The organism is Cedecea neteri NBRC 105707 = ATCC 33855, assembly GCF_001571265.1.
In the GTDB taxonomy this organism is placed as follows: domain Bacteria; phylum Pseudomonadota; class Gammaproteobacteria; order Enterobacterales; family Enterobacteriaceae; genus Cedecea; species Cedecea neteri.
The window spans coordinates 15,570-40,545 of record NZ_BCTL01000009.1 but is presented as its reverse complement, the minus strand read 5'-3'; the positions used below and the strand labels follow the sequence as shown (position 1 = coordinate 40,545).

Genomic DNA, 24,976 nt, shown 5'->3' with positions numbered 1-24,976 from the left:
CAGGAACAACATGAGCGAATTCCCTACGCTTATCGGCCAGCGTATCAAACTGAGGCCGCTAGAACTGAGCGATGCGTCGCTGCTGGTGGAGGCTGCCGCAGACGGTGAACTGTGGAATTTGCCGTTCACCGTTGTCCCGTCGGCGCAGACGGTCAACGACTATATTCAGCATGCATTGAACGGGCGACAGGCGGGCACGATTCTGCCGTTCGTGACGGTGGATATTGAGTCTGGAGAGGTCATTGGCTGCACGCGGTTTTGGAAAATAGATATGAAAAACCGCAAGCTTGAAATCGGCAGCACCTGGCTTGCCGCCCGCTGGCAGAGAACCTGGGCCAATACCGAAGCCAAATTTCTGATGCTGCAATACGCTTTCGAGACGCTGGATTGCGTTCGGGTACAATTCACCACGGATGTGATTAACGAAAAGTCTCGCCGCGCCATTCTAAGATTAGGCGCGAAGCAGGAAGGGATAGTCAGGCACGAACGAATTATGCTGGATGGCCGCAAGCGTGACTCGGTGAGATTTAGCATTATTGACGATGAGTGGCCGGAGATTCGGGCAACGCTTGCGGCGCTACTGGCAGGCAGAAGATAAAATCACGGGTGCGCTCGGGGTGTTACCCACAGAAGGCTGCATCTGATTGAGGTGCAGCCTTCTGTGATTATTGCCTGGTTACTCGGTATAGGCCTGGGCGACAAAATTAAACGTATACTGACCGGGCATTACGTTTTGTGAGACGTCAGCACCATTAATATCCAGAAGATACACTGTACCTCCAGGGATTAGCACCGCGCTGGCTCCGGTAGTCTTATTTGCCGTAGCGGGTAAGTAAAGCGGGTCAGTTTCGATATTTCCCAGATATTTATCTTCCACCACTCCAATAAGCTTCGTCCCGTCCTCCTGACGGGGAGCACTGTATACGGTTCCGTCCCCCTGAATTAGGGTTTCACCGCCGCCAGCGAGGGATACTTTGACGTTAGAATCCAGGGAGCTAATCTCAAGCCGAAAGAACTTCTTGCCCTTTAGCTCACCCCCATTTTCCGGAAGTTTTCTACTAATATTCGAGGCTCGAATCATGACTTGACTGTCCTGTTTCACCGTCACCTTCGCCTGCGCCTCTGCCCGGAGATTATCAATAAATGTGACGGCCGAAGCATTACCGGCGAAGACGAGCCCTAAAGTACCTAATGCGATGAGAGATTTATTCAACATAATATCACCTAAAATTTAAATTCTGACGAATGTCGGAGGAGGTTATTCTGTATATGCTTGTGCAATAAAATTAAAAATGTACTCTCCTGGGGGGTTGTGTTTACCATCCGTTCCATATGTTGAGTCAGTCGTCACATCAATAGTGTAGGACTCCGTTCCCTTTAAGAGTATCGCTGCTGAATTTCCGGGGACATTTAATGCATTTTCCGGGAAATATTCCGGTGAGGTAGTCAGTTTGCCTTTATATTCGTCAGAAATATAGCCAGAAATACCCGAGCCACCTCCATTCAAATTCTTACTAGCTACCCATCCGTCAGGTCTCAATTGGGTTCCCCTATAGTCATTGGTGGGATTCTCAGCTGCTACAACAACGCTGGTTTCCGGGGTTGTGCTAACGTTGAGCGTAAATAAGCGTTGATTAGGCCCGATATCCCCGTCTGAGGTAAATTCATTAGTGACGTTCATCGCCAGCGTGCTGGTTTTGATTACCGTAGGTGTAACATCAATTGAAAAAACATCCTCGTCAATAAATTTTGGTTCGGCAAAAACTCCTGACGTAAATGCTGCCCCTGCGGCAAGCAGGCAAAATGTGGCAATTTTTTTATTCATCGTAAAACCCCTATGGTTCGTTATGTATAGCGTAATGGTGCGCGGTAGATTTTGAGTGCAAGCGTCAAACATGAAAGCTTGATTTCGCTGGCACATTATTCGCGAATCCTCAGCAAAAACTGATTAAAATATGTTTAATTAAAATTTTGAAAAAGGAATTAAGATTAATTGCATTGTTAAAGAAGTGTTTATTTGCAGATGTGTTGATCGCTGTCAATGCAGTGCTTCTGGGTGGGGTATTTATATTTTATAAGAGGGTGGTTTTTCTTGGCTTATAAATCGTTATTTTAATGGTTGCTGTATTTTTCACGGCGGGGTTATGAATAAATGCGTTTTTACTCAGCCTATTTTACTGGTCGCTGCATCAGTCATTCACCGTTGTATTGAAAATAAATCATCATTGATAGGCTGCCGGGAAATAATGTGTCGATTTAACCGGGGAAGAAATAAAGGCATAAAAAAGCCTCATCTGCGTATTGATGAGGCTAATGTTTTACGCCGACCCTTTAACTGAAGGGTATTAAGTGGCTATTTGGCTTACTGCTGAGGTGCCGGGTCGGCGTCCGGAGAAACATCATCTCCCGGCGCTTCGTCCTGTGGCTGCGGTACGGCATCGCTGTCGTTATCCTGCAGCGCCGGGCCGCCCATGCCTGCCGGCAGGGCGAACATGCTGAACAGCTCACCCAGCGACATCTGCTCGCCGTTCAGAGAGGCTTTCCCGCTGCCGTACTGCAGGCTGGTGGTGATGTTATCGCCGTCGACCTTGGTGACGCGGAACATCTGGCCCATCGCGGCCAGGCCTTTGATCTGCTGGCTGGCGAGTTTGTCTGACTCTTCCGGGCTGTAGCCTTCCAGCTGCGCCACCTGGGACATCAGCCCTGTGGCCATCGGCATCGGGATAACCAGCTTCGCGTCGAGAGATTTCACATAGCGATCCAGCTGTTCTTCCGGCGTGTTGGCCGGGCCGGTGGCGCCCTGCGGATCTTTCATGAACAGCGACAGGTTAAAGGTTGATTCACCTTTCGCGTTCTTCCAGCTTAGCGGCGCGACGGTAATGGTTGGATTACCCTTCAGCAGCAGCGGCAGGTTAGCGCTAATCAACTCCACGGATTTTTGCTGGTAGAGTTCAGGGTTTTGCTGCAGCGCCGGGTCGGCCATCAGCTGCTGTACGCCAGCGTTGTATTTCTGAGTAAACTCGCGCAGCGCGGCGGCATCAATATTGCCAAGCTTAAGCGTCAGCTTGCCGCTGCCCATATTCTGGTTCTGTACTTTCAGCGCGTCCAGGCTGTAGTCGAACTGGCCGGTAAAGTGCTTTTTATCGTCCTGTACGTCAGATTTTGCGTTCAGGTTAAAGCCTTCCACAACGGCAATTTCTTTGCCGTCCACGACCATGGACAGCTTATCGATGGTCGCCTTCTGCGAGCCTACGCGCTGGTCAAACAGGCTGCGTTTGCTGTCGCCGTCGGTTTTGATCCCGTTGAAAGAGAGCTGTACGCGCTGGCCGTATTCGTTCACGGTGTTCACAAGGCCGCTGTCGGCCGAGCCGGAAAGGGCGATTTCATTGCCCGCGCCGTCAACATCGGCGGTAAACTTGCCGCCGCTGAAGCTGAACTTGTCTTCACCCTCGGTGGCGTCAATGGCCGCCAGCGCAATGTCGGAAGAGGTTGCGCCACTGTAGCCGACGCGGGTTTCGACGCCGATGAGGGGCTTATCTTTGGTCAGCGTGAAAAGATGTTTGGTCACATCGTTATTCACCAGTTCGGTGTGGATCGACGCCATGCTCGGGATCAGGTTGAATTTCTTCAACTGGGCGAACGGGAAAGGACCATGATCGATGGTTTCGTTGAACAACACGCTTTGTTCCGGTGTGAGCAGGGCATTTTTCGTTCCGGCTACCTGCTTAATAACCAGCTGTACCGTACTGTGGAAAAGCCCACGTTTGTAGTCCTGATAGCTGAGGACCAGGCCTGATTCCGGCGCTGAGCTTTTGATTTCAGCATTGGCGTTATCAATCATTTCGGCCATACGGCCTTCGAGCTGTTTACCTGTAAACCAGGCTCCGCCGGTCCATACCACGCCCAGCGCAACAATTACCCCAACCGCAACCAGAGATTTTTTCATCGTGTCATTTCCATGTATAGAAGCCGGCAGCCGTCCCCCACCGGGCGAAAGAAAAACGCCTGATAACAGGCGTCTTAGATTGCTGACAAAGAGGGAAAAAGCGTGGTTTTTCCCTCTTTGTGGTTATCAGCCGAAAATCAATGAATTGATTTTCCAGTTTTTTAACGAACCGTCTGGTCTCTCTTCTCTCGCCAGAGGTTTGTTAGTCGTTTGAAACGCCTGATAACAGGCGTTTTCGTCAACATGCTTACTAGCTTAGCAATACGCGCTAAAAAGATCAGTAAGTTAAAGTTTATTAAACACTCGTGCTACCCGGCCAACGCCGCTGACGGCAATCGGCGACTCGGCGGCGCTAATAAACGCAGACTCACCCGGCTTCAACACCAGACGCTGGGCGTCTTTGGTTAGCACGGCTTCACCTTCAACGCAGAACACAATGGCCGCGCTTTGCTGCGCCAGCGTGGCTTCTTGCGTGCTCAGGTCGTGCAGGGAAAAGGCAAAGTCATCGACAGGAATCGGGAAGTCCAGTTCGCTGCCGTTTTTCTGCGGCTGCGTCAGCAGCTGGTTAGCGGGTTTTGGCTCAAATTTAACGTTGGCGACCAGTTCCGGAATATCAATGTATTTCGGCGTTAATCCGGCGCGCAGGACGTTGTCAGAGTTGGCCATGACTTCCAGCGCTACGCCGTTCAGATAGGCATGTGGTGTTTCGGCGAACAGGAACATCGCTTCACCGGGCTCAAGCTTAACCACGTTCAGCAGCAGCGGGGAGAAGAGGCCGCTGTCGTCCGGGTAGAACTCGGAAATCACGCGAATGGTTTCCCACGGCTCGCCCTGCTGGTTATTCAGGGCCGCTTTCAGTACGCCAAGCGCCAGGGATTTTTCCTCGCCCTGCATGTTAAGCAGACCGGCAAACAGCTGCGCCAGGCTTTCTGCCCCAGGTTTCTGCAGGAAATGAGCAATCAGCGGGTGCGCGCCGGAAACCGGCTGCAGCAACGACACAATGTCAGAGAACTCGCGGAAGGCATTCATTGCGAGGAACGGCGTTAGGGCAAAGACCAGTTCAGGTTTGTGGTTAGGATCTTTGTAGTTACGTTCTGCGGCATCTAACGGAATACCAGCGGCGTTTTCTTTAGCAAAGCCGATTTCAGAGGCTTTTTTATTAGGGTGAACCTGAATCGAGAGCGGCTGGGCGGCGCAAAGCACTTTGAACAGGAAAGGCAGCTCGCCAAAACGCTCGGCAACCGCTTTCCCCAGCAGCGCAGGCTGGTCTGCGTCAATCACATCACGCAATGTGTGCTGTTGCCCGTTAGCATCGAGCACTTTTGAGCTACTCTTTGGGTGAGCGCCCATCCACAGTTCGGCCATGGGCTTATGCTGCGGGTTGGCGATGCCGTACAGTTCTGTTAACGCCGTTTCACTTCCCCAGGCATAATTTTGTACCGCATTGATCAATTTTTGCATCTCAGGTCCCTGTCATCATTGAGTCGAAGTTTCAGTTATTAAACCAATTATCCGCCGTGAAGTAACCAGGGCAACAAAAAGTCGTATTAGTCTCAGTTTCTGTTAAAAAATTGTGTAGCATGTTATGACTTGTTTTTGGAACGCAGCGTAAGATCCTGCGCTGAAATAAAAAAATTAACGTTACTGTTGTCGCAAGTGAGAGAAATATGTCGAATAAACCCTTCCATTACCAGGAGCCTTTCCCGCTCCAGAAAGACCCGACCGAATATTACCTCCTGAGCTCCGACTATGTTTCCGTCGCCGAGTTTGACGGCCAGCAAATCCTCAAGGTTGACCCTCAGGCCCTGACGCTGCTGGCCCAGCATGCCTTCCACGACGCTTCGTTTATGCTGCGCCCGGCGCATCAACAGCAGGTGGCGGACATTCTGAGCGACCCGGAAGCCAGCGAGAACGATAAATACGTTGCGCTGCAGTTCCTGCGTAACTCAGACATTGCCGCCAAGGGCATTCTGCCGACCTGCCAGGACACCGGCACAGCCATCATCATGGGTAAAAAAGGCCAGCGCGTCTGGACCGGTGGCGGCGACGAAGAAGCGCTGTCTCGCGGCGTCTACAACACCTTTATTGAAGATAACCTGCGCTACTCCCAGAACGCCGCGCTGGATATGTACAAAGAGGTGAACACCGGCACCAACCTGCCAGCGCAAATTGATCTCTACAGCGTGGACGGCGACGAATATAAGTTCCTGTGCATCGCCAAAGGCGGCGGCTCTGCCAACAAAACTTATCTCTACCAGGAAACCAAAGCGCTGATCACCCCGGCGAAGCTGAAAGATTACCTGGTTGAAAAAATGCGCACGCTCGGCACTGCGGCCTGCCCGCCGTATCACGTGGCGTTTGTTATTGGCGGGACGTCTGCCGAGGCCACGCTGAAAACCGTGAAGCTGGCGTCAACCAAGTACTACGACGGCCTGCCGACCGAAGGTAACGAATACGGCCAGGCGTTCCGCGACGTGCAGCTGGAAGAAGAACTGCTCAAAGAAGCGCAGAATCTTGGCCTGGGCGCGCAGTTCGGCGGCAAATACTTCGCCCATGACATCCGCGTCGTTCGTCTGCCGCGCCACGGTGCATCCTGCCCGGTCGGGATGGGCGTGTCCTGCTCTGCGGACCGCAACATCAAGGCAAAAATCAACAAAGACGGCATCTGGCTTGAGAAGCTGGAGCACAACCCGGGCAAGTACATCCCGGAAGAACTGCGTCAGGCGGGTGAGGGGGAAGCCGTGAAGGTGAACCTGAACCGCCCGATGAAAGAGATCCTCGCCCAGCTGTCTGACTTCCCTGTGTCCACCCGTCTGTCGTTAACCGGCACCATTATTGTGGCGCGTGATATCGCTCACGCTAAACTCAAAGAACGTCTCGATAACGGCGAAGATCTGCCGCAGTACGTGAAAGACCACCCGATTTATTACGCAGGCCCGGCCAAAACGCCGGACGGTTACGCTTCCGGCTCCTTAGGGCCGACGACTGCGGGCCGTATGGATTCCTACGTGGATCAGCTGCAGGCCAACGGCGGCAGCATGATCATGTTGGCAAAAGGTAACCGCAGCCAGCAGGTGACGGACGCCTGCCACAAACACGGTGGGTTCTACCTCGGCAGCATCGGCGGCCCGGCTGCCGTGCTGGCGCAAAACAGCATCAAGAGCCTGGAGTGTGTGGAGTACCCTGAACTGGGTATGGAAGCCATCTGGAAAATTGAAGTGGAAGATTTCCCGGCGTTCATCCTGGTGGATGACAAAGGCAACGACTTCTTCCAGAAAATTCAGGCCTCACAGTGCTCTCGATGCGTTAAGTAATACTCAAGCCGCCGCCCATAGTGGCGGCTTTTTTTATCGCAAAGGAGAAAGGCATGACATCCAGTCGCAGTGAAAAAGACTCAATGGGCCCGATCGACGTACCTGCAGATAAACTGTGGGGCGCGCAGACCCAGCGTTCACTTGAGCACTTCCGCATCTCTACCGAGAAAATGCCGACCGAGCTGATTCGGGCGCTGGCGCTCACCAAGCGCGCGGCGGCGAAAGTCAACGTTGATCTTGGCCTGTTGCCCGCAGAGCGCGGCACGGCCATTATCGCCGCCGCAGATGAAGTGCTGGCCGGGAAGCATCCCGGTGAGTTCCCGCTGGCTATCTGGCAGACCGGCTCAGGCACCCAAAGCAACATGAACATGAATGAAGTGCTGGCGAACCGTGCCAGTGAAATTCTGGGTGGCGTGCGTGGGATGGAGCGACTGGTACACCCGAACGACGATGTTAACAAAAGTCAGAGTTCGAACGACGTTTTCCCGACCGCCATGCACGTGGCGGCCATTATCGCGGTACGTGAGCATCTGCTGCCGCAGCTAAATGTGCTTAAGCAAACGCTGGCACAAAAGGCGGATGCCTTTAAAGATATCGTCAAAATCGGCCGTACTCACCTGCAGGATGCCACCCCGCTGACGCTTGGCCAGGAGATCTCCGGCTGGGTGGCGATGCTTGAGCATAACCTGAAGCATATCGACCATAGCCTGCCGCACCTGGCGGAATTGGCGCTGGGCGGTACGGCGGTGGGGACCGGGCTGAACACCCATCCTGAGTATGCCGTTCGGGTGGCAAAAGAGCTGGCTGACTTCACGAAGCAGCCGTTCGTCACGGCGCCAAACAAATTTGAGGCACTGGCTACGTGCGATGCCCTGGTCCACGCGCATGGCGCGCTGAAGGGCCTGGCTTCGTCGATGATGAAAATTGCCAATGACGTTCGCTGGCTGGCTTCCGGCCCGCGCTGCGGCATTGGCGAGCTGTCCATTCCCGAGAACGAGCCGGGCAGCTCCATCATGCCGGGCAAAGTGAACCCGACCCAGTGCGAAGCCGTCACCATGCTGTGCTGCCAGGTGCTGGGGAACGACGTGGCGGTGAACATCGGCGGCGCGTCCGGTAACTTCGAGCTGAACGTTTATCGCCCGATGGTTATCCATAACTTCCTGCAGTCCGTTCGCCTGCTTGCTGACGGCATGGAAAGTTTCAACGAGCATTGCGCGGTGGGCATCGAGCCTAATCGCGACCGCATCAGCCAGCTGCTGAACGAGTCTCTGATGCTGGTGACCGCGCTCAACACCCATATCGGCTATGACAAAGCGGCAGAGATTGCCAAAAAAGCCCACAAAGAGGGACTGACCCTCAAGGCATCGGCGCTCAAGCTCGGTTACCTGACCGAAGAAGAGTTCGACGCCTGGGTTCGTCCTGAGGATATGGTCGGCAGCATGAAGTCGTAATTTTTACGCTTCGCAGTAAAGGTGCAGCCGCGGGATGACCAGTCTCAGCGGCTGCGCTTTAGGCTTATGGCGGTGCTGGATGTTTTCGGCATCGTAGTTCAGCAGTTCTCCCGTGTCGGGTGGCGTTTCGCCGCTTTCCTGCTTACACAAAACTATCAGCGGAGAAGGGCAGGCATATTGCACTTGTTTCTGCTGTGCCTGATACCACACCCGCGCTACGGGCTGGACCTTGACCGGCCGCTTGATCTTCAGCCGTATGCTTTCAGGCAGCCGTTGAACATCATCGATTTCCTGCGCGACGCGTTCAGCCCACTGTTCTTTGGTCCACGGCGGCACGGCCCGCCCGGCCTTCAGACTTTTTTCTAACATCTCGAGCACTTGCTGGCGGCTAAGATTTTTAACAATCTGTTTATTAGCCCAGCCAAAACGTACCGTGTCCGGCGTTTCAAGCAGGGTGATGGCGCGGTAGGCATTCAGGGTGAGCAGGCCGGGGATATGGTGGTGAACCCATTCAAAACGCTGGGCGGAGGGGAGTTCTGACTCAACGCTGATGATATGCTCCAGCGAGTGCTTCAGCCGGTTGATGCGTGCCAGGAGCTCGAAAATTTGTTGGTGTTGCTCTTCGTTAACCGAATAACAGAGCACGCCCGGCAAACGCACGGCGGCCTTGGTGCTGGTTTTTTCCGACTGTTGCTGAATAAACAGCCGGGTAAAGTGGGCGACCGCAGCCAGATGCGCTTCCTGCCCGACGCGCTGGGTGACTTCGATAGCAGAGAGCGGATCGTGCTCTTTATTTTTTTCTATCTCCGGCAGCGTAAAGACGCGCCCGCTGAGCAGCCGGAGCTGGCCGAGCTGTGCCCTGAGCACCGCCAGCTGCTGTTCCAGTTCCCGGCAGGTGGACGTTAAGCGTTCAATAAGATCGTAGCGCGGCATAGCATCTCACTTTAGTTACAACATACTAATTAACTTTAGCAACAGGAGATCACATCAGCAATAGCGTTGTTTGTGTTCAATAGGGGGAAAAAGGCCCGACAGAACGTTCGGGCCTGCTGTTCAGGAGAGGTACGTGGTGTTTACCGGCCACGAAAAACGGAAGCTGGCGCCGCCCAGCGGGCTGCTTTCAATGGTAACGTGTCCACCCATCGCTACGGCAATCGAGTGAACTATCGCCAGGCCAAGACCGCAGCCACCGGTTGCTCGATCGCGACTGGGATCAAGGCGAACGAAGGGTTCGAATACTCGGGCTCGCTCTTCCTCGGGAATGCCGGGGCCGTCATCTTCAACCTGTAGATGGGCAATATCGTCTTCTCGCCACAGGCTGATGCGCAACTGCTGCTGGCTGTAGCGCAGGGCGTTATTGATCAGGTTATCCGTGACGCGTTCCATGAGACGTAGATCCAGCGCGCCATAGTCAATGGCGGTGATGGTGTCCGTCTCCAGCGTAATCCTGCGCTGGCGGTGAATAAGCTGAACGTCGGCAATATGCGTTTCCATCCAGCTGGCAAATTTGACGTGCGCCAGATGAAGCTCAGTCTGCGGCCGGTCGAGGCGGGCGTAGGTCAGCAGCTCGTCAATCAGCGCTTCTAACTGGCCAATATCCCGATTGAGCGCCAGAGACTCCTCTTCGCTAAGATTGTCGCTCATTTCAAGGCGATAACGCAGACGAACGAGCGGGGTGCGAAGCTCGTGCGCAATCCCGTCAATCAGCTGTTTCTTACTGGCAATCAGGGCGTTGATGTTATCGGCCATTTGGTTAAAAGCAATGCCAAGTCGTTCAAAGCTTGAGGCGTTATCAAAATGAATGTGCTCATCAAGATGCCCTTTACCAAACCGCTGGGCGGCACTTTCAAGTTTGAGCATGTCCTGCCAGTGCGGCCGCATCCAGATAAAAACCGGGAAAGCGAGCGAGATGGCAATAAATGCTATCAGACCAATATCCAGCAGACGCATCTGGTGCAGATAAAACAGATACGGAATCGGGCCGACGGCCAACACGTAGTGGCTGCGCGGAATGCGCTGTATAAACGTATATTCTTCGTCCAGCGCCACAATCTCGCCTTCACGCAGATGGCGAGCGGCAACGTCATCGAGTTTGAACTTGCTCATCGGCTCAATATTGAGCTTGAAAGAGAGGTTCAGGTCGAGATCGTTGATGGTTTTATTCCAGTCCCGGGGCGGGATTTCGCGGAGTTCACTGCGCATCAGGTACAGAGAACTTTTCATTAAATCATCCAGCGACTGGCGGCCTGCACGCTCGGCGGTGAATTTATACACCAGCCCGACCAGCATGGTCATCACCAGGAAGCAGACAAACAGCAGAAGATAAAACTGTACAAACAGCTTTTTCATTAAGTTTTACCATAAAATCAATTGGTTGATTGTGTCGCCTTCATCCTTGCAGGCGCTATGGGGCATTATATCTCCCTCGCCGCTGATTGCATTATTCAACGTGATTTTATGTTCAAGCGCTTTGCCAGCGAGGTGGATAAGGCACAAATACATTTAATGCTAGTTTTTAAGCACTTTATTGAAATAAATTCATCCTTATCTAAAATCAATGCGGTTTACCATAAGTTATTTCTTATAAATTTATTTTGAGTGTTGGATCACCAGGATCATGAAAATGACAAAAAAATGGGGTTTCGCTGTTGTAGCGGTTCTGGCTGCTGCCGGCGTGGTTATGCTTTCTGGGTTTACTGCTTCCGTTCCTTCTTATGTTTCTGCTGCACAAGACCGGGTCGAATCCTATCTTTCCTACAGTTTCGGGCCACAGCATTGCACAAGTAACAAACAGCAGAGTGGGGTGTGGAATATTAGCTGTGCCGCCCAGGATGGTTCGAGTCAGTTTGTTTACAGCGTCAATGATGCGAGTGATAAAGCCTATGGCTTCACGCTCACCGCGCTGAATGACAGAGCCAGGGAAACACAGAACGTCGATCTGCTGACTTACCTGGAAATAAAATCCAGCTAAACCAAATAGTTATCTAAAAAAACCGCGAAAGCGGGTTTTTTTATCTCTAACGCGATTATTAAGCTTCGCTTTCCCAGGCATGGGGGGCAAATAAATAGCCTTTGTTGCGAACGGTTTTTATACGGAAAGGCTCAGTCGCATTATCAAGCAACTTTTTACGCAGGCGAGAAATGGCCACATCAACGCTGCGATCCATTCCATCGTAGGTTACGCCGCGCAGGTTTTTTAACAACGCATCGCGATCCATTATCTGGCCAGCATGCGTCGCCAGCTCCCACAGCAGATCGAAATCCGCGGTAGACAGCACGACATTGTCATCCCCCAGCGTCACCTGGCGGTTAAGCGGGTCAATGCACAGCGTGCCAAATCGGATAGCTTTATGCGGCTTGAGATTACTGGCGGTTGTCTCAACGGTTTGTTGCGCTGAAACGCGCTGGCGCAGATGCAGACGAAGTCGTGCCAGGAGCACAGCAGGCGGCGTCGTTTTCAAAATATAGTCATTAGCACCCATCTCAAGTGAGAGGATGTGGTTCATATCACTGTCTAATGACGTCAGCAGCACAATCGGGCCATCCCACTGCGGGCGAAGATCGCGACATAGCGTCATCCCATCTTTTCCAGGGAGCATGATATCCAGTAGCACCAGGTCCGGCTGCTGTTGCTGGATAACGGCTTCGGCGCAATCGCCGCGGGTTTCGACAATAACGTCAATGTCATGTTTCCCAAGATAGGCGGCTATCAGGCCACCGACTTCAGGATCGTCTTCCACGTAAACTATTTTGCTCATAATCCGCCGCGTCGGCTTTTAAAATTTGAACATACAATGATGCAATAGATTACACCATTAATGGTTGGTAAACAGCGTTAGCGTAGGTGTCGCCCGCCGTCTACAGCGTGGCTTCTGCCGGTGACATAGCGACTGGTCAACAGATACTCAACCAGACTCACAATTTCCTGTTCGCCGGGGGCGATTTTCATCAGTGATTTGTTCAGCGAGCGTTGGCGATAGTCGGCATCATCCTCGTCGTTAAACATAATTAGCGCAGGCGCGATGGCGTTGACTTTAACTTCCGGCGCCAGTTTTAGCGCAAACGAGAGCGTCATATTTTCTAGCGCCGCTTTACTGGCGGCGTAGGCGATGTGTTTATCGCTGCCGCGTTCTGCGACGTAGTCTGTCAGATGGATAATGTCGCTGCCGGCCTGTCCGTGCCCGCGAAGTAAGTTTTCCAGTTCATGATTAAGTAAGTAGGGCGCAGCAACATGAATCTGCATCATTGCCTGCAGTGTGTCGCCGAGCGCAGTATCGCGGGTTTCCGGCTTCCATTCACTGGCATTATGGATGATAGCGCGCAGGCCAGGCGTGTGCGACTTCACCCGTTGAGCGAATTCAAGGATGCCTTCGTTCGTTGAAAAGTCGGCATACAGGCAAGTGGCGCCCGCCTGTTCGAGTTTATCGACAGCAGGGTGGCGCTTGCGGTAACTGACAATTAACGGCTGAGATTTAGCCAGAAAATGCTGAGCCAGTGCCAGGCCGATTCGCTGGCCTGCACCGGTGATAAGAATGGGTCGGTTAATAGCTTGGCTCCCCTAATCCAGAATAGCTGCCGGGGAAAGGAAGGCTTACCCCACCAGCATCCACGTTGCCGGAAATGCTGCCAGCAGCATCAGGCAAATCATCGTTCGTTCCTTTAAATTTAGCGACTTTTCGTGCGTATGGGTACGGCGCGCGTAAATAAAGACCAGTAATCCAGGCGCATACAATACGACCGAAAGCAGCAGATGCATCGGGCCTGACGCGTAAAGCAGCCACAGGCCATAAAGACAGGCGCCAAAACCAATCGCCCTGTGCAGAGGACGAGTAGCGATTTTCAGCAGGTAGGCGCCGACCAGGAAATAAGGCACCAGAATCATTTCTGAGGCAATGGTCAGCAGCGTGTTGTAGTCTGACCCGGTCAGCCAGATCAGCACGAGGCACACCTGTACGCTGATGTTCGTCAGCCAAAGCGAAGCCGACGGTGCGTTGTTTTTATTTTGCCGGGCAAACATTTTTGGGAAAGCTTTATGGGTCGCTGCCAGCAACGGCACCTCTGCAGCCATAATCGTCCAGCTCAGATATGCGCCGCACACGGAAACAATCAATCCGGCCGCAATAATCACTTCCCCCCAGGGGCCCATCATTTCGACCATCAGACCCGCCATAGACGGATTGCGCATTGCGGCAAGTTCAGGGCGTGCTACGACGCCGAGAGAAAGTAAGGTGACCAGCAAATAGACGCTGAGTGCGGCAATAACGGCTAGCAGTGTTGCTCTCCCGACGTCCCTTTTATTTCTTGCTCGCGCAGACACCACCACGGCACCTTCCACGCCGATAAATACCCAAAGGGTAATCAGCATGGTGTTTTTCACCTGTTCCCAGACGGGAACGCCGAGCTCAAGCCCGGTAAAATCGAGAGAGAAAGTGGATAGCTTAAAGGCAATTATTGCCAGTACCACAAACATCCCTAAAGGCAGTAGCTTTGCAAGCGTTGCAACCAGGTTAATGCTGGCCGCAGTTTGTACGCCTCGCAGCACCAGCCAATGCACCATCCATAACAATACGGAAGCACCGACGATGGATTGCCAGGTATTGCCGTCACCGAACAGGCGTAACTCAGGGGTGTCAGTAAAGAAGCTAAGTGCAGAGAAAACAATGACAAGGTAAGAAACGTTGGCGATCACCGCGCACAGCCAGTAACCCCAGGCCGAGAAAAAGCCGATAAGCTCACCGAAACCTTCGCGCGCGTAAGTGAATATTCCGCCGTCTAAATCGGGACGTAGCCGGGTGAGTACCAGCATAGCCAAAGCCAGCAGGAGAATACCTACGCCAGTGATCGTCCAACCGATCAGCAACGCAGCCGGACTCGCAACGCTCGCCATATTCTGCGGCAGGCTAAACACACCCGCGCCGAGCATGGAGCTTAATACCAGCGCGGTTAGCGCTGCGAGGCCAAGTTTCTTTTCCATAGGTATCCTGTTGAGGTTTGAAGTGAACCAGCATAATTATTTTGCTTTTACGCATATAAATGGAGGATCACGCTAAGGCGCGGGATTTTACGGAGTGTGTACACTGCTTGCAATGAGTGTGGTGCGATAAAATGATTTGTGCATAAAAAAAGGCAGCTTTCGCCGCCTTTCTCGATGTGGTGTATCTTATTTAAACAGGTCTGCGCTAATGGTGATGTTGCCACCACGTTCCTGCCACTGGCGCGTAATGTGGTAGAACTTAGCCCCTTTCTTAGCGGCGCGTTTCGCAACCTGATAAGAGATCTCAGTCATGTTGCCGTAGTTACCGGTGAACTGAACGTTGTCGAACGGTACCATCTGCGCGGCAGTGATTTTATTCACTTCTTCAATTTTGGTGCCGTCCGGCAGCGTAACGGTGTAACGGCCACCTTTAGACGATTGGGTTTCAAAGAAGCGGCCAACATCACTGGACGGCGCTTCAGAAGAGGCAACACCCGGAATTTCTACCTGCTTAGCGGTAGCACCACCGGCGGCCAGCGCCGCTTTACCTGCTTCAGAGTTAGCCGGCAGTAAATCCGGGCTCTGCACCACGCGCTGTTTGGCATCCGCTTTATAAATGAATGCCGTTACGCGCTGGTTGCCGCCCTGGTTCGCGTCGACCTGGCGAACGATAAAGAACGAAGCTGCCCCTTTGTCACGCGCGGCTTTGGTGATGGCGTCATTTACTTCCGGCTGGCTGCGATAGAAGCCCTGGACGGTGACGGTATCAAAAGGTTCGAGTTTGAACGCCTGATCTTTTGGCAATTCAACAACACCATTAATGACGCGATTTTTTACCGCATCGGCTTTTGGTGCATCGGCTTTGTAGACATCTGCAACCACACGGGCATTGCCACTTTCGCCGATGAAGTTTGTGTCCAGAACATAGAATGATGCTGCTCCCATGTCATCTGCACGGCGAGAAACGGCAGCCACGGCATCACCGATGGCGTTGAAGCGTCCCGTGACGGTAATACGCTCGTACGGCTTGAAAGCAGCAGCTTGCTCTGGCGTCAATTCGGTAGCCGCCTGAGCGGACAGTGAGGTGACAGAAATAAGAGCTGACGCCAGAAGGGTGTTCTTGAGATTCATAAAAATAATCCTTCGCCTTGCGCAAAATGAATACAGGTACTTCTCTGATAAAGACCGATTAGTCGCCGATTATGGCTGGAAATAACGTCCTTGTCTGCGCCATTTTTCACGCCTTGTGCCTTCGCGGTGCGGAATAAGAGTGGCAAACGTTATTAAGTTAAAAAAAGAGACGTTCACCGGTAAAACTGATAAAGCTTATGACTTATTTAGTTAATATGTTGTTAAAAATGAGTTTTATGGTGGCGCAGAATCATGTCATACCGTCTCGCTTAAGCGTATTATCAGGCCTCTGAGTGTAAATAGAGTTTAAAATGACTGCCTGGGCCTGTGATGGCTGAATTTTTGCGATAAAAATACAAATACCCGGATGCGGATGTAGATCACAGTCGTTATTTTCAGTAGGTTATAAAAAGTTTGTTACAGATGTATTTTTTGTTGAAGTGGTAATGGAACAGATATCTGCCTGCATATGCTGGCGGATGCTTGCGTCTGGCCATGGCAAGGTCTGGCAAACCATCATCAAAAACAGATGGAAGGGAATACTATGCGTATTGGTGTACCAAGAGAGCGGTTGGCCAATGAAACCCGTGTAGCAGCCACGCCGAAAACGGTAGAGCAGCTGATTAAACTGGGGTTCAGTGTCGCCGTTGAAAGCGATGCGGGAAAGCTGGCAAGTTTTGACGACGAGGCATTTGAGCGCGCGGGGGCGATTGTTGCCAGCAGCGCTGATGTCTGGCAGTCGGACATTATTCTTAAAGTGAATGCGCCGCTGGATAACGAAATTGAGCTGGCTCGTGCAGGTTCGACGCTTGTCAGCTTTATCTGGCCGGCACAGAACCCTGAGCTGCTTGAAAAGCTGGCGGCGCGTAACATCACCGTCATGGCGATGGATTCCGTGCCGCGTATATCACGCGCACAGTCGCTGGATGCGCTTAGCTCCATGGCTAACATCGCCGGCTATCGTGCCATCGTAGAAGCCGCGCATGAGTTTGGCCGCTTTTTCACCGGCCAAATCACCGCTGCAGGTAAAGTTCCTCCGGCCAAAGTGATGGTTATCGGTGCAGGTGTTGCGGGGCTGGCAGCCATTGGCGCGGCCAATAGCCTCGGGGCAATTGTTCGCGCATTTGATACCCGCCCGGAAGTGAAAGAGCAGGTGCAAAGTATGGGCGCCGAATTCCTGGAGCTGGACTTCAAAGAAGAAGCCGGCAGCGGGGATGGCTACGCGAAGGTGATGTCCGAAGCCTTTATTAAAGCCGAGATGGCGCTGTTTGCCGCTCAGGCGAAAGAGGTGGATATCATCGTCACTACGGCGCTGATCCCGGGCAAACCAGCACCAAAGCTGATCACCCGTGAAATGGTGGATTCCATGCAGCCGGGCAGCGTGATTGTCGATCTTGCGGCACAAAACGGCGGCAACTGTGAATACACGGTGGCGAACCAGGTTACCGTGACGCCTAACGGCGTGAAGATCATTGGTTATACCGATCTGCCGGGCCGTTTGCCGACCCAGTCCTCCCAACTTTACGGCACTAACCTCGTTAACCTGCTCAAACTGCTGTGCAAAGAAAAAGACGGCAACATTACCGTCGATTTTGATGACGTGGTGGTGCGCGGTGTGACGGTTATTCGCGAAGGTGAAGTCACCTGGCCTGCACCGCCGATTCAGGTTTCCGCCCAGCCTCAGGCGAAGGCAAAACCTGCTGCAGAACCGGTGCCAGAGAAAAAACCAACCTCGCCGTGGTTTAAATTCGGCCTGATGGCGCTGGCCATTATCCTCTTTGGCTGGTTCGCAAGCGTGGCGCCAAAAGAGTTCCTTGGTCACTTTACCGTCTTTGCGCTGGCCTGCGTGGTGGGCTACTACGTGGTGTGGAACGTTTCCCATGCGTTGCACACGCCGCTGATGTCGGTGACTAACGCTATTTCGGGGATAATCGTGGTGGGTGCGCTGCTGCAGATTGGTCACGGCGGCTGGGTCAGCTTCCTGAGCTTTATTGCGGTACTGATCGCCAGTATCAATATTTTTGGTGGTTTCACCGTCACTCAGCGCATGCTGAAAATGTTCCGGAAGAACTAAGGGGTAACAAATGTCTGGAGGATTAGTTACAGCTGCATACATTGTTGCCGCGATCCTGTTTATTTTTAGCCTGGCTGGCCTGTCCAAACACGAAACCTCAAAGCAGGGCAACCTGTTCGGTATCGCGGGGATGGCGATTGCGCTGGTGGCGACCATTTTTGGCCCGGAGACCGGCAACGTGGTGTGGATTATCATCGCCATGGTTATCGGCGGGGCGATTGGTATTCACCTGGCGAAAAAGGTCGAAATGACCGAAATGCCTGAGCTGGTTGCCGTGCTGCACAGCTTTGTTGGCCTTGCGGCGGTGCTGGTGGGCTTTAACAGCTACCTGGATCACGGCCCGGGCCTTGAGCCGATCATGGAGAATATTCACCTAACGGAAGTTTTCATCGGGATCTTCATCGGGGCGGTCACCTTCACCGGGTCCATTGTCGCCTTCGGCAAGCTGCGCGGCAAAATTTCGTCTAAACCGCTGATGCTGCCAAATCGCCACAAACTGAACCTGGCTGCGCTGGTGGTTTCGTTTGCGCTGCTGCTGGTGTTTGTACGTACCGAAAGCGTTGGCATGCAGGTTCTTGCCGTGCTGGTGATGACGATCATTGCGCTGGCCTTTGGCTGGCACCTGGTCGCTTCCATTGGTGGGGCAGACATGCCGGTTGTGGTGTCGATGCTTAACTCGTATTCCGGCTGGGCCGCAGCGGCTGCGGGCTTCATGCTCAGTAACGATCTGCTGATCGTCACTGGCGCGCTGGTAGGTTCTTCCGGTGCCATCCTGTCCTACATCATGTGTAAGGCGATGAACCGTTCTTTTATCAGCGTCATTGCCGGTGGTTTTGGTACCGACGGTTCCTCTACCGGTGAAACGGAAGAAGCGGGTGAACACCGTGAAATCAGCGCGGAAGAAACGGCTGAAATGCTGAAGAATTCCACGTCGGTGATCATCACCCCAGGCTACGGCATGGCGGTGGCTCAGGCACAGTATCCGGTGGCGGAAATTACCGAGAAGCTGCGTGCGCGTGGGATTAAAGTTCGTTTTGGGATCCACCCCGTCGCGGGGCGTTTGCCAGGACATATGAACGTGCTGCTGGCTGAAGCCCGTGTGCCGTACGATGTCGTGCTGGAAATGGACGAAATCAACGACGACTTTGCCGATACCGACACCGTGCTGGTTATCGGCGCGAACGACACCGTTAACCCTGCCGCCCAGGACGATCCGCGCAGCCCAATCGCCGGTATGCCGGTGCTGGAAGTGTGGAAAGCGCAGAACGTCATTGTGTTTAAACGTTCGATGAACACCGGCTACGCGGGCGTGCAGAACCCGCTGTTCTTCAAAGAGAACACCCAGATGCTGTTTGGCGATGCCAAAGCCAGCGTCGAAGCAATTCTGAAAGCGCTGTAAGCGTCAGCTATCTGGTGAAAGCCGTCCGAAAGGGCGGCTTTTTTTTGCCTGCGTCGAGCAAAGGGCTATCCCGGCCGCAATCAACAGTGCGCTTATCAAATGAAAAGCGTGCAGCGGGACATTCAAAAACAGAATGCTGAACGCGCCGCCGCTGAGCGGGATCAGATGCGAATAAATCTCTCCGCGTGTCGCGCCAATCGCCAAAATCCCTTTGTTCCAGAGCAGGTAAGCCAGCCACGAAGGAAAAATAACCAGCCAGGCCAGTCCAGCTAAAAAACCGGTGTTCAGGTAATGGCTACCAGGCGGCTGCGGCTGATGCATAAGCGTAAAAACAAGCAGCGGAATGAGCACCAGCGCGCCAATCACCGCGCTGACGGCGACAAAGGCATTGCCGCCGATGGTTTTGGGCTTAAGCCGTAAAAATGAACAATAGAGCGCCCAGCTTGCCGCCGACCCCATTGTCCATGCATCGCCCCGGTTCAGGTTTTTCAGTGTGTCGAGATGCAGTAAATCGCCCTGCATCACCAGATAAAGCACGCCTGCGGAGCTCAGTAAAACCCCCGCAATGTTGCGGCGCGAGATGATCTCTTTGAATACCAGCTTATTGATAAGCAGCACCAGCGCTGGCGTGGTCGACAGATAAATGGCGGCGTTGAGCGAGGAGGTGTACTGCAGTCCCACATACAACGTCACCGGAAACAGCACCTGGCCACACAGCGCCAGAAAAAAAACCGTGCCTCTGGCCTGCATCATCTCTGGCCACTGCTTTTTAACCTGCGCGCCGTAAAGCGCCATTAACAGCAGCGCGGTCAGTAACCAGCGGGCTTCAGAGAGAACAATCGGATCGGCCTGGGCCACCAGCAAATGTCCGACAACATAGTTACCACCCCAGAACAGGGCGGCGAGGCTGAGTAATAAATACGGCATAGATTGATTTCCATCGTATGATGCTGGCAGGATCCGTATAGGTATCGCTTTTATCTATAATTACGATGAGGCATGCGGCCAGCGCGGTAAATTAACGTGGGCTCAGGCGCCTGATGGCTTGAGTTTAAAGGCATGTAACGCTTTTTAAGTCGACAGGAAAAGGATAAACACCAGCGTCGTGCAAAGCGAATTCATCTTTTTCATTTCAAGGTATCGTTTTTATCTATGAAGTTTACTTTGCGGCAACTTGAGTTTTTCATCGCTTTAGCACAGACGAAACAGATCTCTAAGGCGGCCACCCGCTGCCATATTTCGCAGTCATCAATGACGGTGGCCATGCGCAATCTGGAAGAGGCGCTTAACAGCCAGCTTTTTCTGCGTCAGCCTAAGGGCGTGCAGCTCACGCCGTCCGGCGAGCGCTTTTTACTTCATGCCCGCAAAATCATCAGCGACAGCCAGCATGCCATAGAAGATCTGCAGTACCAGCCTGAGCTGGCCAGCGGAGAGCTAACCATCGGCATTGCGAAGACGCTTTCCGCCTATCTGCTGCCGGCAATTATCAGCGAGGTCGAACAGCACTTCCCGCTGATGACCATCCACTTTGTTGAAGACGATCCCGCTGAGCTTATCGAACAGCTTCGGGACCAAATGTTGGCGTTTGCCCTGGTGCTTACGTCGAATATCAGCCACGACGCAGGGCTGAACGTTGAGACATTTATTCGCTCGCAGCGCCGCCTGTGGGTTGCGCAGGGGCATCCGCTTTTGAACCAGCCCACGATAAAACTGGCCGATATCGCAGGCGTGCCGTTTATCATGCTGGATACAGACAAATACCCGGACGTGATTTGCCAGCACTGGCAGGAGAAAGGCGGGCAGCCAAACGTTACTTTTACCACCACGTCTTTTGAAACCGTGCGCAGCCTGGTGGCCAAGGGAAGGGGTGTCACCATTCTGTCCGATCTGGTTTATCGTCCCTGGTCGCTTGAGGGGCTGCGGGTGATGAGAAAAACGATAGAGGATAGCGCAACCTATATGGATGTCGGCGCCGTGGCGGTAAAGGGGAAAATGCTGGCGGAGAGTGAGCGAATGGTGCTCGATTATCTGCGGGGCATCATCATTCGCCTCGATGATAACGCCTGAGCGACAAATAAAAATCCCGCCGGTATTCAGCGGGATTTCTGTTTAAGATCCTGGCGACATCAGTCGTCTTCCGGGTCATCCATCTCAACCGGCGTCTGGTAATCGTCCGGTTTTATAACCAGTAAATCACAGCGTAAATGGTCGATCACCTGTTCGGCGGTATTGCCCAGAAAAGCTGCAGAAAGGCCCGTGCGACCCACTGTGCCAAGTACCACAATCCCGGCCTGTAGATGCTCGGCCATGTCTGGGATCACTTCTTCAGGCAGCCCTTTCTCGACGTGGGTCATCTTCTCATCAATGGAATATTTCTGGCGCAGCGCTTTCATGGCAACAAGGTGCTGGCCGCGAATCGCGTCGTTATACACGCTCGGGTCGAAATCAGGCAGCTCGATAGCAATATTGATTGGCGTGACCGGATAGGCACCGATCAGGTGAACTTCGGTGTGGTTGACATCATCCGCCAGCTTCAGCGTTTCCTTCACCAGTTTTTCATTCAACGCGTTGTGGTAAAGCTCTTCGCTGGCAAGATTTACCGCCACCAGCGCTTTACCGCCTTCAGGCCACGGCTGATCTTTTACCATCCAGACCGGGCAGGGGCATTTACGCAGCAAATGCCAGTCGGTTGGGGTGAAGATCACGGCTTCCAGTTTGTCATGCTGGTGGGCCATTTTTAGCAGCAGATCGTGCCCGCCGGCGATCACTTCCTGGATGATGGCTTCGAACGGGCGATTATGCCACACCACCTTAATATCAATAGGGATCCCGGCTTCGATGTAGTAATGCGCCTGTTGTTTAATCCAGGCCGTTCGCTGGCTGATAACCCCTTTGCGCATGGCGGTGCGTTCATCGGGTGACAGAAGCGTGGTCATTTCGTAGGAAAAATCATAGATAGGCAGGAAGGCTTTGATCCTGCCGCCAATCCGTTGATGCAAATAAACAGCACGCCGCAGGGCAGGTTGATCGTCCTGGTTAGGATCAATCGCGACTAGCATGTTTTGGTAGTTTGCCATACAGGTCTCCTTACAACTGCTTAACCACAGTCTGTGAAGTAAGATTAACCCATAAGGAAGGAATGAAACAGGTGGAGAGCCCTTGCCGGATCAATAAAAGGGATAAAAGGCGATCCGGCAAAGGAGAAGGTTATCAGGCAACGTTCCGTGACTGGCCCGCGAGATCTGATAACAGATCGATATTCTCGATGGTGATGTACTTGCCTTTCACCGCCAGCATACCGTTTTTCTGGAAACGTCCCAGCAGGCGGCTGATGGTTTCTACCGTCAGACCCAGATAGTTACCGATGTCGCCGCGGGTCATGGTCAGGCGGAACTCACGCGGTGAGAAGCCACGCTGCGCAAAACGGCGAGAAAGGTTGTAGATAAAGGCCGCCAGGCGTTCTTCGGCATTCTTTTTCGATAACAGCAAAATCATGTCCTGGTCGCCTTTAATTTCGCCGCTCATCAGGCGCATCATCTGCTGACGCAGGCTTGGCATTTTACCGGACAGGTCGTCGAGCGTTTCAAACGGGATTTCACACACCATCGAGGTTTCGAGCGCCTGAGCGAAGCTCGGGTGATGGCCGGTGCCGATTGCGTCAAAGCCGACCAGGTCACCCGCGAGGTGGAACCCGGTGATTTGCTCATCGCCCTGCTCGGTAATGGTGTAGCTTTTGATGGTGCCGGAGCGAATAGCGTACAGCGATTTCAGTTCATCTCCTGCTTTAAACAGGGTTTGTCCCTTTTGAATCGGCTTTTTACGCTCGATGATATTATCAAGCTGATCGAGTTCATGCTCATTAAGCGTGAAGGGGATGCATAATTGACTGATGCTGCAATCCTGGCAATGGATAGCACAACCGCCAGACTGAATTCGTCGAATAATACGCTTTTCAGGGATCATAGATATGCTCGGACCGTAATTGATATTGGTCAATTTTAACATCTTTTTCGCGATCAGGTAAGTCTGGCAGAACGTTATTCGGACAATAATAAAGGTAGGAGGTTAAAAAAGGGCCTTCATCTTGTTGAATTCCCTAAAACATTAAAATGCAGCTACTCTTTTTTGGAATAAATAGCCGCACTTTTGGCACCATTACAGTAATAAATAACCTTCATGGCGCAGCAGCCACTCTTTTCTCGCCACGCCGCCTGCGTAGCCGGTCATTGTCCCGTTTCGACCAATGACGCGATGGCACGGCACCACAATACTCACCGGGTTCGAGCCGTTTGCAGCGCCGACCGCGCGTGCCGCCCCAGCACGACCTAGCTGTTCCGCCAGTTCGCCATAATGCATCACCCGCCCGCAGGGAATATCACGCAGGGACTGCCAAACCTGGCGCTGGAAATCCGTGCCTGCGGTCGCCGTGGGCAGCGTATCAATCACTGCCAGATCTCCGGCAAAATAGTCACGCAGCTTGTCGCTAAGGTTACCCGGGTTACGGCTGCTAACGCGTTGAAATCCTTGCTTCCCATAGTGAATGTTCAGCAGCTGTTCCATGCGCGTGCTGTGTTCCTCCCATTCCACGGCCCGAAGCCGGAACTGTTCATCACACAGGATCCACAGCGGCCCAAGCGGGGTGTCAATCTTATCTTCCAGTATTGTCAGCACGGTATTACTCCGTTTTTTGTCGGGCCTGAGCGAATGTGCGGCCCATTTTGAGGCTGAAAAGATAACATGCCGCCAACGGCACCAGCCAGACCTCAAAAGGATTATCACCGGATGTAAATAGACGGCCGAAGACTAAAGAAAGCGAAAATAACAACCGGAAGAGGAGAAAAAAGATTGATAATTTCCCTGACGCATCGCCAGAAATAGTTGGCCTCTGGTCGTCTGATTGCGGCGGTGATTATTTCCCCGGTGAAGAGAATAATCATTTCCTACGCGGCCGTTTGATTTACCTTTCTTTAACGTAAATGCAAACTATTAAATTTCCTTTTAAAGAAATGATGACACAAATACTTCGTTATTATTTCCAAAATAAGCCCACTGCTGCCTCGTTGAGCCTCAGGCGGGGCGAGGTTATAGTAGCCGCAGTTAACTCAGGAGGATTGACCGTGAACCTTGACGACAAATCGCTGTTTCTTGACGCCATGGAGGATGTCAAACCGCTGAAAAACTGTGCGGACAGCCTGTGGATCAAACCTCAGAAAGAGAACATTGCCGTAAAGCCAGACACCACCCAGCTCGACAACTTTCTCACCACCGATTTTCTGGACATCATTCCCCTCGGCACGCCGCTGGAGTACAAGCGGGAGGGGCTGCAGAACGGCGTGCTGGACAAGCTCCGACTCGGAAAATACAGCCAGCAGGCAAGCCTGAATCTGCTCCGTCAGCCCGTTGAGCGCTGCCGGCAGATGCTGTTTGCCTACATTATGCAGGCAAAGCAGGATGGTTTGCGCAATCTGCTGATCGTGCACGGCAAAGGGCGAGAATATAACTCTCATGCCAACGTGGTGCGCAGTTTCCTTGGGCGCTGGCTGGCTGAGTTTGAGGAAGTGCAGGCTTTTTGCGTGGCTATGCCGCACCACGGTGGCAGCGGGGCCTGCTATGTCGCTTTAAAAAAATCAGAGCAGGCCAAACTGGATACGTGGGAAAAACATGCCAAACGAAGCCGTTAAGCGTGA

General features: G+C 52.9%; 22 protein-coding genes. 8 read left to right on the top strand and 14 right to left on the bottom strand.

From position 1 onward, the window contains the following. Positions 1–10 precede the first annotated feature (10 nt). Positions 11–598 (top strand): GNAT family N-acetyltransferase, encoded by a 588-nt coding sequence (locus CNE01S_RS04880; protein ID WP_061273951.1) that lies wholly within the window; start codon positions 11–13, stop codon positions 596–598. Positions 599–676: 78 nt separating this feature from the next. Here CNE01S_RS04880 and CNE01S_RS04875 read toward each other — a convergent pair whose 3' ends face one another. From CNE01S_RS04875 to manA, 4 genes are all read right to left on the bottom strand, one after another. Then, positions 677–1,216: a hypothetical protein gene (locus CNE01S_RS04875; RefSeq protein WP_061273949.1), complete on the bottom strand. Its 540-nt coding sequence runs from the start codon at positions 1,214–1,216 to the stop codon at positions 677–679. A gap of 42 nt (positions 1,217–1,258) precedes the next feature. Then, complete coding sequence (locus tag CNE01S_RS04870; RefSeq protein WP_138089273.1) at positions 1,259–1,825, bottom strand: hypothetical protein; 567 nt, start codon at positions 1,823–1,825, stop codon at positions 1,259–1,261. A gap of 537 nt (positions 1,826–2,362) precedes the next feature. After that, the gene (locus tag CNE01S_RS04865; protein WP_061273945.1) at positions 2,363–3,946 is read right to left on the bottom strand and encodes a YdgA family protein; all 1,584 of its coding nucleotides are present in this window, start codon (positions 3,944–3,946) and stop codon (positions 2,363–2,365) included. Positions 3,947–4,231: 285 nt separating this feature from the next. Further along, on the bottom strand, positions 4,232–5,407 hold the full coding sequence (gene manA, locus CNE01S_RS04860) for a mannose-6-phosphate isomerase (RefSeq protein WP_061273943.1): 1,176 nt from the start codon (positions 5,405–5,407) through the stop codon (positions 4,232–4,234). A 206-nt stretch (positions 5,408–5,613) separates the two neighbouring features. Here manA and fumA point away from each other — a divergent pair, with 206 nt between their 5' ends. Both fumA and fumC read left to right on the top strand, forming a co-directional pair. Next, positions 5,614–7,260 carry a class I fumarate hydratase FumA gene (gene fumA / locus CNE01S_RS04855; protein WP_008456390.1) on the top strand — a complete coding sequence of 549 codons (1,647 nt, stop codon included), beginning with the start codon at positions 5,614–5,616 and terminating at the stop codon, positions 7,258–7,260. 53 nt (positions 7,261–7,313) lie between these two features. Continuing rightward, the gene (gene fumC, locus CNE01S_RS04850; protein ID WP_061273941.1) at positions 7,314–8,711 is read left to right on the top strand and encodes a class II fumarate hydratase; all 1,398 of its coding nucleotides are present in this window, start codon (positions 7,314–7,316) and stop codon (positions 8,709–8,711) included. A gap of 3 nt (positions 8,712–8,714) precedes the next feature. On the opposite strand, the gene tus is transcribed toward fumC, so the two are convergent. Together tus and rstB are read right to left on the bottom strand one after the other, a co-directional pair. Beyond that, positions 8,715–9,644 carry a DNA replication terminus site-binding protein gene (tus, locus tag CNE01S_RS04845; protein WP_061273939.1) on the bottom strand — a complete coding sequence of 310 codons (930 nt, stop codon included), beginning with the start codon at positions 9,642–9,644 and terminating at the stop codon, positions 8,715–8,717. A gap of 120 nt (positions 9,645–9,764) precedes the next feature. Beyond that, positions 9,765–11,060: a two-component system sensor histidine kinase RstB gene (rstB, locus tag CNE01S_RS04840; RefSeq protein ID WP_061273937.1), complete on the bottom strand. Its 1,296-nt coding sequence runs from the start codon at positions 11,058–11,060 to the stop codon at positions 9,765–9,767. 274 nt (positions 11,061–11,334) lie between these two features. Between rstB and CNE01S_RS04830 the strand changes: the two genes are divergently transcribed. Next, positions 11,335–11,682, top strand: coding sequence for a hypothetical protein (locus CNE01S_RS04830; protein ID WP_061273933.1), 348 nt, complete (start codon positions 11,335–11,337; stop codon positions 11,680–11,682). A 58-nt stretch (positions 11,683–11,740) separates the two neighbouring features. On the opposite strand, the gene rstA is transcribed toward CNE01S_RS04830, so the two are convergent. The 4 genes from rstA to ydgH form a co-directional block, all read right to left on the bottom strand. Further along, positions 11,741–12,469 (bottom strand): two-component system response regulator RstA, encoded by a 729-nt coding sequence (gene rstA, locus CNE01S_RS04825; RefSeq protein ID WP_061273931.1) that lies wholly within the window; start codon positions 12,467–12,469, stop codon positions 11,741–11,743. Positions 12,470–12,546: 77 nt separating this feature from the next. Continuing rightward, the gene (folM, locus tag CNE01S_RS04820; protein WP_061273929.1) at positions 12,547–13,257 is read right to left on the bottom strand and encodes a dihydromonapterin reductase; all 711 of its coding nucleotides are present in this window, start codon (positions 13,255–13,257) and stop codon (positions 12,547–12,549) included. A gap of 45 nt (positions 13,258–13,302) precedes the next feature. Beyond that, on the bottom strand, positions 13,303–14,685 hold the full coding sequence (locus CNE01S_RS04815; RefSeq protein ID WP_061273927.1) for an amino acid permease: 1,383 nt from the start codon (positions 14,683–14,685) through the stop codon (positions 13,303–13,305). A 186-nt stretch (positions 14,686–14,871) separates the two neighbouring features. Then, complete coding sequence (gene ydgH / locus CNE01S_RS04810) at positions 14,872–15,816, bottom strand: DUF1471 family protein YdgH (RefSeq protein ID WP_061273925.1); 945 nt, start codon at positions 15,814–15,816, stop codon at positions 14,872–14,874. A 544-nt stretch (positions 15,817–16,360) separates the two neighbouring features. On the opposite strand from ydgH, the gene pntA reads away from it, so the two are divergent. Together pntA and pntB are read left to right on the top strand one after the other, a co-directional pair. After that, the gene (gene pntA, locus CNE01S_RS04805) at positions 16,361–17,890 is read left to right on the top strand and encodes a Re/Si-specific NAD(P)(+) transhydrogenase subunit alpha (RefSeq protein WP_169799397.1); all 1,530 of its coding nucleotides are present in this window, start codon (positions 16,361–16,363) and stop codon (positions 17,888–17,890) included. 10 nt (positions 17,891–17,900) lie between these two features. Beyond that, on the top strand, positions 17,901–19,289 hold the full coding sequence (pntB, locus tag CNE01S_RS04800; RefSeq protein WP_061273921.1) for a Re/Si-specific NAD(P)(+) transhydrogenase subunit beta: 1,389 nt from the start codon (positions 17,901–17,903) through the stop codon (positions 19,287–19,289). Positions 19,290–19,292: 3 nt separating this feature from the next. Here the strand turns inward: pntB and CNE01S_RS04795 are convergent, their stop codons facing one another. Then, entirely contained in the window at positions 19,293–20,216 is a 924-nt protein-coding gene (locus CNE01S_RS04795; protein ID WP_061273920.1) for a DMT family transporter, read from the bottom strand. Positions 20,217–20,441: 225 nt separating this feature from the next. On the opposite strand from CNE01S_RS04795, the gene CNE01S_RS04790 reads away from it, so the two are divergent. Further along, positions 20,442–21,356: a LysR family transcriptional regulator gene (locus CNE01S_RS04790; RefSeq protein WP_061273918.1), complete on the top strand. Its 915-nt coding sequence runs from the start codon at positions 20,442–20,444 to the stop codon at positions 21,354–21,356. A 59-nt stretch (positions 21,357–21,415) separates the two neighbouring features. Here the strand turns inward: CNE01S_RS04790 and uspE are convergent, their stop codons facing one another. The 3 genes from uspE to ogt form a co-directional block, all read right to left on the bottom strand. Further along, positions 21,416–22,366 carry a universal stress protein UspE gene (gene uspE, locus CNE01S_RS04785; protein WP_061273916.1) on the bottom strand — a complete coding sequence of 317 codons (951 nt, stop codon included), beginning with the start codon at positions 22,364–22,366 and terminating at the stop codon, positions 21,416–21,418. 133 nt (positions 22,367–22,499) lie between these two features. Next, the gene (fnr, locus tag CNE01S_RS04780) at positions 22,500–23,252 is read right to left on the bottom strand and encodes a fumarate/nitrate reduction transcriptional regulator Fnr (protein WP_039292628.1); all 753 of its coding nucleotides are present in this window, start codon (positions 23,250–23,252) and stop codon (positions 22,500–22,502) included. Positions 23,253–23,444: 192 nt separating this feature from the next. Continuing rightward, positions 23,445–23,960, bottom strand: coding sequence for a methylated-DNA--[protein]-cysteine S-methyltransferase (ogt, locus tag CNE01S_RS04775; RefSeq protein WP_061273914.1), 516 nt, complete (start codon positions 23,958–23,960; stop codon positions 23,445–23,447). Between the two features lie 446 nt (positions 23,961–24,406). Between ogt and smrA the strand changes: the two genes are divergently transcribed. Then, the gene (gene smrA / locus CNE01S_RS04770) at positions 24,407–24,970 is read left to right on the top strand and encodes a DNA endonuclease SmrA (protein ID WP_061273912.1); all 564 of its coding nucleotides are present in this window, start codon (positions 24,407–24,409) and stop codon (positions 24,968–24,970) included. Positions 24,971–24,976: the final 6 nt, after the last annotated feature.

Coding starts and splice junctions, on each gene's coding strand:
- CNE01S_RS04880 (WP_061273951.1), top strand. CDS start 11: ATGAGCGAATTCCCTACGCTTATCGGCCAGCGTATCAAACTGAGGCCG.
- CNE01S_RS04875 (WP_061273949.1), bottom strand. CDS start 1,216: ATGTTGAATAAATCTCTCATCGCATTAGGTACTTTAGGGCTCGTCTTC.
- CNE01S_RS04870 (WP_138089273.1), bottom strand. CDS start 1,825: ATGAATAAAAAAATTGCCACATTTTGCCTGCTTGCCGCAGGGGCAGCA.
- CNE01S_RS04865 (WP_061273945.1), bottom strand. CDS start 3,946: ATGAAAAAATCTCTGGTTGCGGTTGGGGTAATTGTTGCGCTGGGCGTG.
- manA (WP_061273943.1), bottom strand. CDS start 5,407: ATGCAAAAATTGATCAATGCGGTACAAAATTATGCCTGGGGAAGTGAA.
- fumA (WP_008456390.1), top strand. CDS start 5,614: ATGTCGAATAAACCCTTCCATTACCAGGAGCCTTTCCCGCTCCAGAAA.
- fumC (WP_061273941.1), top strand. CDS start 7,314: ATGACATCCAGTCGCAGTGAAAAAGACTCAATGGGCCCGATCGACGTA.
- tus (WP_061273939.1), bottom strand. CDS start 9,644: ATGCCGCGCTACGATCTTATTGAACGCTTAACGTCCACCTGCCGGGAA.
- rstB (WP_061273937.1), bottom strand. CDS start 11,060: ATGAAAAAGCTGTTTGTACAGTTTTATCTTCTGCTGTTTGTCTGCTTC.
- CNE01S_RS04830 (WP_061273933.1), top strand. CDS start 11,335: ATGACAAAAAAATGGGGTTTCGCTGTTGTAGCGGTTCTGGCTGCTGCC.
- rstA (WP_061273931.1), bottom strand. CDS start 12,469: ATGAGCAAAATAGTTTACGTGGAAGACGATCCTGAAGTCGGTGGCCTG.
- CNE01S_RS04815 (WP_061273927.1), bottom strand. CDS start 14,685: ATGGAAAAGAAACTTGGCCTCGCAGCGCTAACCGCGCTGGTATTAAGC.
- ydgH (WP_061273925.1), bottom strand. CDS start 15,816: ATGAATCTCAAGAACACCCTTCTGGCGTCAGCTCTTATTTCTGTCACC.
- pntA (WP_169799397.1), top strand. CDS start 16,361: ATGCGTATTGGTGTACCAAGAGAGCGGTTGGCCAATGAAACCCGTGTA.
- pntB (WP_061273921.1), top strand. CDS start 17,901: ATGTCTGGAGGATTAGTTACAGCTGCATACATTGTTGCCGCGATCCTG.
- CNE01S_RS04795 (WP_061273920.1), bottom strand. CDS start 20,216: ATGCCGTATTTATTACTCAGCCTCGCCGCCCTGTTCTGGGGTGGTAAC.
- CNE01S_RS04790 (WP_061273918.1), top strand. CDS start 20,442: ATGAAGTTTACTTTGCGGCAACTTGAGTTTTTCATCGCTTTAGCACAG.
- uspE (WP_061273916.1), bottom strand. CDS start 22,366: ATGGCAAACTACCAAAACATGCTAGTCGCGATTGATCCTAACCAGGAC.
- fnr (WP_039292628.1), bottom strand. CDS start 23,252: ATGATCCCTGAAAAGCGTATTATTCGACGAATTCAGTCTGGCGGTTGT.